This is a genomic window from Sphingomonas sp., assembly GCF_051962185.1.
In the GTDB taxonomy this organism is placed as follows: domain Bacteria; phylum Pseudomonadota; class Alphaproteobacteria; order Sphingomonadales; family Sphingomonadaceae; genus Sphingomonas.
Map to the genome: position 1 here is coordinate 1 of NZ_JBQCCN010000302.1, position 9,940 is coordinate 9,940.

Consider the following 9,940-nt stretch of genomic DNA (forward strand, 5'->3'; position numbering starts at 1 on the left):
ATCGAGATGATCCTCGAGCCGCGCCGCCATCCGGCCGACCAGATGGCCGTTGCCTTCGGGCCAGGTCAGCATCGTGTCGGGATCGGCATTGGCGGCATGGCCGCGGCGGCTGGCGAAATAATGCACGCCGGCCCAGGCCGAAACCTGGTCGGGCTCGGTGCCGTAGTCGTCGCGGCAGGCATAGCGGACATGCGCGCGCAGCACCGGCGATTTCCAGCCCTGCTGGTCGAGCCATTGGGTGAAGCTCAATTTGTCCAAGGCGAGCAGGTCGGCGTCGCGCGAACTCAGCTCCATCGGGATCGCGAAGGCGGGGCGGCCCTGCGCGTCGCGGCGCGTCTCATAGGCTTTCATCGCGGCGAAAAAGGCCTTGAGGTCATGGACGTCGGTCTCGCTCAGCCCCTTTTGCGGGACCAGCCCTTCCTGCCACTTGCCGAGATAGAGCAGGCGCTCCTCGGGATCCGAGACGAGCTGATAAGGATCATAGACCGGCTTGCCATCCTGCCAGCCGGTCAGGATGCCGAGCTGTTCGAGCAGGTGGATGACGCCCTTCGCCTCGGCATTGGGCAATGGCAGATAATGCGCGCCGAGCGGATAGGCGGAGACATTGTTGCGCCCGCTCCGGGCATTGCCGCCGGTGCGGTCTTCCAGTTCGAGGAGGCGGAAGTCCCGGACGCCGGCATCGGCAAGCGTCCAGGCGGCGGCGAGGCCGGCAACCCCGCCGCCGACGATCGCGACCTTGGTTCGTACCGTTTCCGACGCTTCGGGGAACGTGCCGCGCTGCAACGTGTGCCCGCGGCGGAAATCGGCGCCCCCGAGCGTGCCCGGGATCGCCTCGTCCCGTGGCCGCAGCGCCACCGCGCCGGCGCCGAGCGCCGCCGCGCCCGCGACCGAGCCGGCGATCACGGTGCGACGCGACCAGCGCATCAGCCCTCGAACACCGACCATTCGGCGTCGAATTCGCGAACCAATGCCTGGTTGTCGAGCCGGTTCACCGGGGTCGGCCGCCGCGCCATATCGGGCGGGAAGATGAAGGCGAGCGCATCGGTGCACGGGGTCAGGAACCGCAGGCCTGCGGGCAGTTTACCGGGACCGCCGATCGGTCCGTTGGAGGCGAGGACGAAGCCCCATTCGCCGAAACTCGGTACATAGACATGATAGCCGCGCGTCGTTAGCCCGGCCGCTTCGAGCGTGGTCGACACCGTCCAATAGGCCTTCGGCGCGACCAGCGGCGAGGTGCTCTGCACGCTCAGCATCGCGCCGGGGTTCAGCGCGCGGGCCAGCTCGCGATAGAAACTGACCGTGTAGAGCTTGCCGATCGCGAAATTGGTCGGGTCGGGGAAATCGACCAGCACCGCGTCGAACTTGCGCTGATTGGCGCGCAGCCAGCTGAACGCGTCGGCGGTGATGACATGCACCTTGGGCGACAGTAGCGAGCCGTGGTTGAGCGCGACCAGCATCTCGCTCTTGCGGAACAAGGTGGTCATCGCCGGGTCGAGATCGACCAAAGTCACCGATCGCACGGCCGGATATTTGAGAATCTCACGCACCGCGAGCCCGTCGCCGCCGCCCAGCACCAGCACGTCGCGCGGATCGGGGACGCGGCTCAACACCGGATGCACCAGTGCTTCGTGATAGCGATATTCGTCGCGCGACGAGAATTGCAGATTGCCGTTGAGGAACAGCCGCAGGTCCTCGTTGCGCTTGGTAATGACGATCCGCTGGTACGGCGTCGCGTCGGCATAGATGATCGGGTCGCCATAAGCCGCGACTTCCGCCGTGCGCTCGATCTTCTCCGAGGCGGCGAACCCGGCCGCGAGCACGATCGCGACCAGGATCGCGACCACCAGCTCGAGCGTCAGGCGGCGGCGCTGCGGCAGCATGACGATGACCGCGATCGCCACGCCGACGTTGAACAGCCCGAACAGGAAACCGGTGCGGATCAGCCCGAGATGCGGGACCAGCAGCAGCGGGAAGAGCAATGAGGCGGCGAGCGCGCCGACATAATCGAAGGTCAGCACCTTGGCGACGAGATCGCTGAACTCGAGCCGATCCTTGAGGATGCGCATGAGCAGCGGGATCTCGAGCCCGACCAGGAAGCCGATCGCCAGCACCAGGCCGTAGAGCGGCAGACGGAAATCCTGGACGCGGTCGAACAACAGGAACAGCAACGCCGCCGAGGTGCCGCCGATCGCGGCGATCAGCACTTCGACCCGGACGAAGGTGGCGAGCTCGTTCCTGCGGACGTAGCGCGAGCACCACGAGCCGATGCCCATCGCGAACAGATAGGCGCCGATGATCGTCGAGAATTGGGTGACGCTGTCGCCGAGCAGATAGCTCGCGAGCGTGCCGGCGAGCAATTCGTAGATCAGGCCGCAGGTCGCGACGACGAACGCGGAAACCAGCAGCAACGCGCCGATGCGGGAAGGGCGGGCGACGCCATCCTGTTGCGGCACGGGGCCGCCATGTTGCTCAGTCATACAAGTTTAGCCGTCATGCCGGACGTGTTCCGGCATCCAACGTGCAACAACGGCTGCATTCCGTTGAGGAGGGTTGGACCCCGGAACAAGTCCGGGGTGACGATGAACCTGGCGCAACCGACTTGAACTCCAATCCAGCCGCTCATCCATGGATGGCGGCGGCAATGATCATCGCGACGGAGATCGCGATCGAGCCCGTGAAGATCGCCAGCGCAACGTTCTTCTCGCGGCAGATCTCGCCCCACATGTCGACGGGCGAGATCTTGTCCCACAGCCAGAAGCCGCCGATGAAGATCACCAGCCCGATGCCGGTATAGACCAGGGTCGTGACGAGGATGGGGATGGAAAGCATGGTCCGATCCTTTCGTTACTTATGGGTGGGGCCGTAGGAGCCGAACATCATCGGCCCGCGCGCGCCGCCGGTGGCGAAAGGCGAATAACCGTCGCGCACCGCGAACATCGAGAGGAACACTACGCCCAGGCAATAAAGGCCGTAGATCACGATATGCCGGCTCATCAGTCGTCGTCCCCCGAGCTGTCGTCGTCATCGTCCCCGCCGCCGCTGCCGCTGACGGGGGCCATGCGGCGCTTTTCGAACCCGATCTGCTTGAACAGCACGATCAGCGGCCAGATCGCGATCAGCAGGAAGGCGAGCAAGATATTGCCCCCGAACACGCCGCCACTCTTGATCGTGACGGTGACCGGGATGGTTTCACCGCCCACGCTGGCGGCATTGCCGTTGCTGTTGCTGCCCCAATTGGCGAAGCCGCTGATGCTCGACGTATCGGGCGAGGTGGTGCCGTTCCCGCTACTCTGCGTTACCTGATCCGACGCGCCGCCGGATGGGGACTGACTGGCCCCCGGGGTGCCCGTCGTACCGGTGCTAGTGAACGAATTACCGGGAGTGGTGATGGTGCTGCTGCCCGAACCGCCGTTCCAGCGATGCGCGGAAAGCGTCACGATCAAATCGTATCGCCCGCCGCGAATGCTCGACAGGCTGACTTCGGGGCGCGGATCGCCTTCGCTCCACGGCCCGTCGCTGTCGCTGCCCGAATAATGCTCGGCAAGGCCATAGGTATCGACGCTGTCCTGGGTCTTTTCATCGGTCAGCGAATAATCCAGGTCGACCCAGGCATTGTCGATATTGCCGGCATCGGCATCGACCACCACGCGCGAATGGCCGGGGGGCAGGTCGAGCCCGCGGATCACGACGTTCTTCTCCGCCCCGTCGAGCACGACGTAGGCGGTGGTCTGGCCGATCTGTCGCTCGCCGCCGGCGAAGGTCGAGATGATCATGACGGTGACGATGGCGACCAAGCCGATGATCAGCGCTTCGCTCATCTGGCGTTTGTAGGGAGAGGGCTCGTGCGGCGCGGGGCGGCCGTATTCGCGACGGCGTGCCGGGATGCCGAACGCCTTTTCGGCGACGCCCCAATCGAGCATGTCGAGCCGCGTCCAGGTGCGCTCGGTCTCATAGACCTCGCACGACAACATCGTGCCGGGGCGGACGAAATCGATCTCGTCGACGGTCTCGCCCACCGCCACGCGCCAATAGAATTCGCCGACGACGAAGGTGACGCGGACCGGATAGGTATCGCCGAAGCGCGTATAGGTTTGGCCGTCGAGCTGCAGTGCGTTGCCGAAGCCCATCGTCGGCAAGCGGTCGAGCATGATACCCAGGCTGAAGCGGCGCCCGTCATCGACCAGGAAGGCATAGCCCTCGTAGGGATTGAACAGGAGATATTCGGCCCAGCCGATCTCCTCGTCGGTCCGCTCCATATAGCCGACGACTTCCCACACCCGGCCGTCGAGCGTGCCGCGCGTACCGAGCGGGATCTGGGGCTTCTTGAGCGCCTCGTTGGCGCGGGCGATGACCTGGAGGTCGGGGCTGGTCGCGTCGAGCGTCGAGCCGCAATGTTCGCACAGCACGCTGACCGTCAGGCCCTGGGCGCGGACATTGACGATGCCGCCGCAATTGGGGCAGCTCAGCGCGCGGACGGTCGAGGCGGGGGCGGTAGGCGCGGGCGGCGTCGCCGGCGGCGTCGCGGTGACCTCGGGGACAGGCGCGGGCGAGGGCGCGTCGTCGCTCATGCGCGATAGGCCGGCATCGGCCAGCCCTCGAAACTGCGCAGCCCGGTCGCCTGCAACTCGGCCAGCGTCCGGTAATTGCCGGTATAGGCCTCGACCTCGCCGTCCTGGTCCTTCTGGATGCTCGCGCATTCGCCGCCGGGGGCCATCAAGTCGATACTATAGGCGGCCAGACCCAGCGGCGCGTTGAACGGCAATTCGCCTTCGCTCGCGACGCAGGTCACGTGCTTGGCGTCGGCGACGATATAGTCGACCCCCGCCATCTTGATCTCGCCGCCGATCTTGATCGATTGCCCCGATTGGACATAGCGCATGACCCCCGGCGGGATTTGCTCCTCCGGAAGCTGCCGCAGCATCATGTAGCGGCCCATCGATTCCCCGACCCAGCCGGTCGAGCCGTCGTCGAACAGCGCGAGCCATTCGTTCCACGCGCCATCGGCATAGCGCCAGCGGACGCGGCCGATCAACTCGAAGCTGTGCGCTCCGTCGCGGCCGCGGACCCCCAATTGCAGCGGGCTGACGTCATCGGGCACCTCGGCGATCTTGCCGATCGCCTGGAGGCTGTCGCCGGTGCGCAACACCGATGTCCGGCAATAGTCGCACACCTTGACCGGCAGGTCGTTCGACCTGAACCGGATTGGCGCGCCGCAATTGGGGCAAGTGGCGTCGAGCACCGCGGCGCGATCAGATCTTGGCCAATAGCGCGGTTTTCTTGGCGTCGAACTCCTCTTGAGTGATCGCCCCCGCAACCATCAATTTGTGCAATTTCTCGATCTGCTCGTACGGATCGACCTCGGCCTGCGCCGATGCCGCCGGCGTGCTGCTCGGCGCGCCGATCCCGCTCAGCCCCGCCGCCATCGTCTGGCCGAGCGCCATGCCGGCCGCCGCGCTCGCGCCGATCCCGGCCATGCCGCCGGGATTGGCCGCCGCGGTCTGGATCGAATCGGCGGCCTGGAATTTGGCATATTGGTCGAGATTGCCGAGCACCCGCATCTGGCTGCCCTTGTCGAGATATTCCTGGACATTCTCCGGCAGCGACACGCTCTCAACGAAGAAAGTGCGGCACGACAGGCCCCATTCCTTGAACCCGGCCTCGACCGCGCCTTTGAGCTTGTCGGACATCGCCTGCTGGTTGCCGGCGAGATCGATGAACGCGATCTCGCCGCCGCCCAGCGCGGTCGCGATCGCGGTGTTGATGACGGCGCGCAATTGCTGATCGAGATCGGCGACGGTCAGCCGGTCGAGCGAGCCCATCATCTTGACCGCGAAGGTGGCGACGTCCTCGATCCGGAACGAATAGCTGCCGAAGGCGCGGATACGCAGCGGCCCGAATTCCTTGTCGCGCACCGTGATCGGCTGCGGCGTGCCCCATTTCAGCCCGGTCTGCTCGCGCTGGGTGAAGAAATAGACGTCGGCCTTGAACGGGGAGCGGAAACCCTTGTCCCAATTCATGATCGCGGTCAGCAGCGGCAGATTCTGCGTGTTGAGCGTGTGCTGGCCCGGCTCGAACGCGTCGGCCAGCTTGCCTTCGTTGTAGAACATCGCGACCTGGCCTTCGCGCACGGTCAGCTGGCCGCCGTTCTGGATTTCGCGATCCTGCATCGGATAGCGGATCGCCAGCACGCCCGGCTCGTCGACCCAGTCGATGACGTCGACCAGTTGCTTCTTCAGGAAATCACCCAGACCCATCATGTCCTCCTACGACGATGCGCAATCTATCAGGCTTTGGCGGCGGTGCGAGGGCCGTTTTTCCGGGCAGAACCTAGCCGATCGCGCGCCGACAAGCGAGAGTGTGTCAGCAAGCTAATACGCGATCAGCGAAAAAACAGGGAAGGCGCGGGCAGCGCGGTGGGGCTTGAAGTCGGCGCGATAGTGTATTTGATTGCGGACCAACCAGGGAAGGCCGAGTGGGGAGCGGCCTATCCGTATGGAGAAAGAGGGAGGCCTGGCAACGTTGATCCTGCAAATCCTCGTGCCGGGCCGGGGCGCATGACCCAGCCGGTATCTCGGCGCAGAACGCGTCGGCGGCGTTCCTCTCGGTTCGGCCGGACCAAGGTCCGCAAGCGGCTCATTCTGTTCGGTGCGGTCGCGGTGGTTGCTGCGATCAGCGCGTTTCTGGCGATCTCGGCGTCGGACGGGACCGCGCCGCAGTCGAGTTCCGAACTGCCGGTAGAGGGGGCGCCGGACGGCTAGGACCGGGTGGCCGGGCGGCACCCGCGGCGAGGCGGGATACTGTCGATATGCCGAAGAAGGAGCGGCCGAATGATACGATTCGGATGGCGGATCCGGGCAATGGTGGCAGTAGGCGCCATGCTCTGCGCGAGCGCTTGCAGCGCTTCGACGCGGTCGATCTCCCCCACTGATGCCGCGTCGCCGCTGAAACTGGTCAGGACGATCGCGCTGCCCGACGTGAAGGGCAGGATCGATCATCTCGCCGTCGACCTAGCGCACCGCCTGCTGTTCGTCGCGGAATATGGCAATGGGTCGGTCGATGTGATCGACCTCGACGCCGGGAAAGTGGTGGATCGCATCACCGGCCTGAAGGAGCCGCAGGGCCTGGGCGTCACGCTAGACAATGCCCAGCTGGTCGTCGCCGGCGGCGATGGATCGGTAGGCTTCTACGACACGCGCACCCGGCGCCCGCTCGGCCGGATCGTGCTCGGCGACGATGCCGACAATGTCCGCATCGACCCACGACAGGGCAATGTCGTCATCGGCTATGGCGCCGGCGCCTTGGCGATCGTCGATCCGGCGTCACGGCGCGTGATCGGAAGCGTGCCGCTCCCCGCCCATCCCGAGGGTTTCCGCCTGGCCGGGTCGCGCTTCATCGTCAACGTCCCCGATCGCGGGGAGATCGTCGCGGGCGATCTCGATAGCGGCAAGGCGCTGGCGACATGGAAAACCGGGGGGCGCCATCTCAATTTCCCATTGGCGCTCGATCCGGCGGGGAAGTGGTTCGCAATCGCCTATCGGCTCCCCGCCGCGCTCGAATTGCGCAATCAATCGGACGGCGCGATCGTCGCCGTCCGACCCGCCTGCGGCGACGCCGACGATCTGTTCGTCGATGGCGAGCGGCTCTATCTCGTGTGCGGTGCGGGGCATGTCTATGTGGCGTCGCTCGCCGATCCGAAGGCGGCGCCGATCTCGGTGACGACGGCGCCCGGCGGTCGCACAGGGCTGTTCGTCCCGGAACGTCGTCAGCTGTTCGTGGCGGTGCCGGCGCGCGGCGCGTCCGCCGCCATTCTCGTACTGAGCGCGCCGGCGCGGTAGCGAGCGTTCGTACCGCCGCCGGGTCGTCAGAACGCTTATCGGGAAATGGTGGACAGGGCTGGATTCGAACCAGCGTACGCTTGCACGGGCAGATTTACAGTCTGCTGCCTTTAACCACTCGGCCACCTGTCCCCAGGTCTTCGCCCTTTGCGAAAGGGCGGTCGCTTCGAAAGCGAGGGCGCCCCATGCCCAAGCCGCGCGCCCATGTCAACGCGGTGACGGCAAGCTTTTCTCCCTTCGCGCAGGGCAAGCGTGCGATCCGGATGACACAGTCTTGCGCGGGTGGCGCGGCGGCAATAGCGTGCGCGCCATTCCATCCCCGGGGGAGCTCACCGTTCATGCGCAAGATGATTGCCGCCTTCGTCGCGGCCGCCGCCGTCACCGCCATTCCCGCTTCCCTGCAATCGGCCGACCTGTCGATGGTCAACCGGATCATGGACGAAGGCTTCAACCGGTCGCAGGTGATGACCACCGCCGAATATCTCGCCGACCAGATCGGCCCGCGGCTGACCAATTCGCCCAACATGCGCAAGGCGGAGGCTTGGACCTCGTCCAAGTTCAGCGAATGGGGCCTGTCGAACGTCCATAAAGAGCCGTTCGAGTTCGGCCGCGGCTGGTGGATCGAGAATTCGTCGGTGCGCATGACCAGCCCGCGCCCGATCCAGCTGACCGCGATCCCGATCGCCTGGACGCCCGCGACCAACGGCACCGTGTCGGGGGAAGTCGTCGTCGCGCCGATGGCGACGCCGGCCGATTTCGCCAAGTGGAAGGGCAAGCTCCAGGGCAAGATCGTGCTGGTGACCAAGCCCGACGACGGCTCCGAGCCCGGCGACGCGCCGTTCAAACGCTATACCGACGAAGACCTCGCCAAGATGGATCAGTTCGTCCCGCCCAAATACGACCCCGCCGCCGCCGAGCGCGGCATGAAGCGGCTCGACTTCGCCAGGAAGCTCGACGCCTTCCTGCAGGAGGAAGGCGCGGTCGCCTATGTCAGCAAGTCACGGCTCGACGGCAAATTGGTCCATGGCGAAGGCTATCTGTTCGGCGTCGGCGACACGGTGAAGACGCCGGGGGTCGAGATGGCGGCGGAGGATTATCGCCGGCTGGTGCGGCTCTCGATCGTCGGCGCCCATCCGACGGTGTCGATCAACAACGATGTCCGTTTCGACGATAGCGACGTCAACGCCTATGACATCATCGCCGACATTCCCGGCAGCGCCAAGGACGGCAGCTATGTGATGGCGGGCGCCCATCTCGATTCCTGGGTGGCGGGGGACGGCGCCGCCGACAACGGCGCCGGGAGCGCGATGATCATGGAGGCGGCGCGCATCCTCTCGACGCTCAAGGTCAAGCCGAAGCGGACGATCCGCTTCGCGCTCTGGGCCGGCGAGGAGCAGGGGCTGCTCGGCAGCCTGGCCTATGTCGAGAACCATTTCGCGACGCGCGGCAATCCCAACGATCCCAAGCTGACCGGGCTCGCGCGCTATCAGGGATGGGCCAATCGCTGGCCGATCGCCACCAAAGGCGACTGGTCGAAGATGGCCGCCTATTTCAACATCGACAATGGCTCGGGCAAATTGCGCGGCATCTATGCCGAGAACAACCCGGCGGTGGTGCCGATCTTCAAGGAATGGCTGACCCCGTTCAATTCGCTGGGCGCGTCGTCGGTGGTGATCCGCAAGACCGGCGGCACCGACCATGTCTTCATGCAGGCGGTCGGCTTGCCCGGGTTTCAGTTCATCCAGGATCCGCTCGACTATGGCAGCCGCATCCATCACACGGCGATCGACACGTATGATCATTTGAAGGGCGACGACATGCGCCAGGCGGCGGTCATCCTGGCCGCGTTCCTGTGGAATGCGGCGAACGGCGACGCCCTGCCGCGCCCGCCGCTGCCAACCCAGCCGAGCAAGACGGATCCTTTTGCCTATGCCGATGAATAACTCCCAACCGTCGCCCCGGCGTAGGCCGGGGCCGCCTCGTGACGGGGCGCCGCACCGACTGCCAGCGGCCCCCGCCGCCGCCGGGGCGGCGAGGTATTCATGGCGCGTAGATGCCACCGTCCAAGCCAAGCCCCCCCAACGCCGCCCCGCTGCGGGGGGCGC

General features: G+C 65.8%; 10 protein-coding genes and 1 tRNA gene. 3 read left to right on the forward strand and 8 right to left on the reverse strand.

What is annotated here, in order from left to right; all coding sequences use genetic code 11:
• The 7 genes from ACTHJR_RS18510 to ACTHJR_RS18540 all read right to left on the reverse strand — a co-directional run.
• Window positions 1-945, reverse strand: a 945-nt coding sequence (locus tag ACTHJR_RS18510; RefSeq protein WP_440524894.1) for an NAD(P)-binding protein, incomplete at its 3' end; no start/stop codon positions are given.
• Window positions 924-2,477 (reverse strand): polyamine aminopropyltransferase, encoded by a 1,554-nt coding sequence (locus ACTHJR_RS18515; RefSeq protein ID WP_440524896.1) that lies wholly within the window; start codon window positions 2,475-2,477, stop codon window positions 924-926. The genes ACTHJR_RS18510 and ACTHJR_RS18515, both read right to left, overlap by 22 nt.
• 142 nt (window positions 2,478-2,619) lie before the next feature.
• Window positions 2,620-2,829: a DUF350 domain-containing protein gene (locus ACTHJR_RS18520; protein ID WP_440524898.1), complete on the reverse strand. Its 210-nt coding sequence runs from the start codon at window positions 2,827-2,829 to the stop codon at window positions 2,620-2,622.
• 15 nt (window positions 2,830-2,844) lie between these two features.
• On the reverse strand, window positions 2,845-2,994 hold the full coding sequence (locus tag ACTHJR_RS18525) for a hypothetical protein (RefSeq protein WP_440524899.1): 150 nt from the start codon (window positions 2,992-2,994) through the stop codon (window positions 2,845-2,847).
• Window positions 2,994-4,568 (reverse strand): DUF4178 domain-containing protein, encoded by a 1,575-nt coding sequence (locus ACTHJR_RS18530; protein WP_440524901.1) that lies wholly within the window; start codon window positions 4,566-4,568, stop codon window positions 2,994-2,996. The genes ACTHJR_RS18525 and ACTHJR_RS18530 overlap by 1 nt, the downstream gene beginning before the upstream one ends.
• Window positions 4,565-5,239: a DUF4178 domain-containing protein gene (locus ACTHJR_RS18535; RefSeq protein ID WP_440524903.1), complete on the reverse strand. Its 675-nt coding sequence runs from the start codon at window positions 5,237-5,239 to the stop codon at window positions 4,565-4,567. The genes ACTHJR_RS18530 and ACTHJR_RS18535 overlap by 4 nt, the downstream gene beginning before the upstream one ends.
• A 10-nt stretch (window positions 5,240-5,249) precedes the next feature.
• Complete coding sequence (locus ACTHJR_RS18540) at window positions 5,250-6,257, reverse strand: SPFH domain-containing protein (protein WP_440524904.1); 1,008 nt, start codon at window positions 6,255-6,257, stop codon at window positions 5,250-5,252.
• 297 nt (window positions 6,258-6,554) lie between these two features.
• Here ACTHJR_RS18540 and ACTHJR_RS18545 point away from each other — a divergent pair, with 297 nt between their 5' ends.
• Both ACTHJR_RS18545 and ACTHJR_RS18550 read left to right on the forward strand, forming a co-directional pair.
• Entirely contained in the window at window positions 6,555-6,758 is a 204-nt protein-coding gene (locus ACTHJR_RS18545) for a hypothetical protein (protein WP_440524906.1), read from the forward strand.
• Between the two features lie 69 nt (window positions 6,759-6,827).
• On the forward strand, window positions 6,828-7,835 hold the full coding sequence (locus ACTHJR_RS18550) for a YncE family protein (protein ID WP_440524907.1): 1,008 nt from the start codon (window positions 6,828-6,830) through the stop codon (window positions 7,833-7,835).
• Window positions 7,836-7,881: 46 nt separating this feature from the next.
• Here the strand turns inward: ACTHJR_RS18550 and ACTHJR_RS18555 are convergent.
• Window positions 7,882-7,967, reverse strand: a tRNA-Tyr gene (locus tag ACTHJR_RS18555).
• 206 nt (window positions 7,968-8,173) lie between these two features.
• On the opposite strand from ACTHJR_RS18555, the gene ACTHJR_RS18560 reads away from it, so the two are divergent.
• Entirely contained in the window at window positions 8,174-9,778 is a 1,605-nt protein-coding gene (locus ACTHJR_RS18560) for a M20/M25/M40 family metallo-hydrolase (protein ID WP_440524908.1), read from the forward strand.
• Window positions 9,779-9,940 lie beyond the last annotated feature (162 nt).

What these genes read in the sequence shown, in the direction of transcription:
- ACTHJR_RS18515 (WP_440524896.1), bottom strand. Translation starts at nt 2,477, where the DNA reads ATGACTGAGCAACATGGCGGCCCCGTGCCGCAACAGGATGGCGTCGCC.
- ACTHJR_RS18520 (WP_440524898.1), bottom strand. Translation starts at nt 2,829, where the DNA reads ATGCTTTCCATCCCCATCCTCGTCACGACCCTGGTCTATACCGGCATC.
- ACTHJR_RS18525 (WP_440524899.1), bottom strand. Translation starts at nt 2,994, where the DNA reads ATGAGCCGGCATATCGTGATCTACGGCCTTTATTGCCTGGGCGTAGTG.
- ACTHJR_RS18530 (WP_440524901.1), bottom strand. Translation starts at nt 4,568, where the DNA reads ATGAGCGACGACGCGCCCTCGCCCGCGCCTGTCCCCGAGGTCACCGCG.
- ACTHJR_RS18540 (WP_440524904.1), bottom strand. Translation starts at nt 6,257, where the DNA reads ATGATGGGTCTGGGTGATTTCCTGAAGAAGCAACTGGTCGACGTCATC.
- ACTHJR_RS18545 (WP_440524906.1), top strand. Translation starts at nt 6,555, where the DNA reads ATGACCCAGCCGGTATCTCGGCGCAGAACGCGTCGGCGGCGTTCCTCT.
- ACTHJR_RS18550 (WP_440524907.1), top strand. Translation starts at nt 6,828, where the DNA reads ATGATACGATTCGGATGGCGGATCCGGGCAATGGTGGCAGTAGGCGCC.
- ACTHJR_RS18560 (WP_440524908.1), top strand. Translation starts at nt 8,174, where the DNA reads ATGCGCAAGATGATTGCCGCCTTCGTCGCGGCCGCCGCCGTCACCGCC.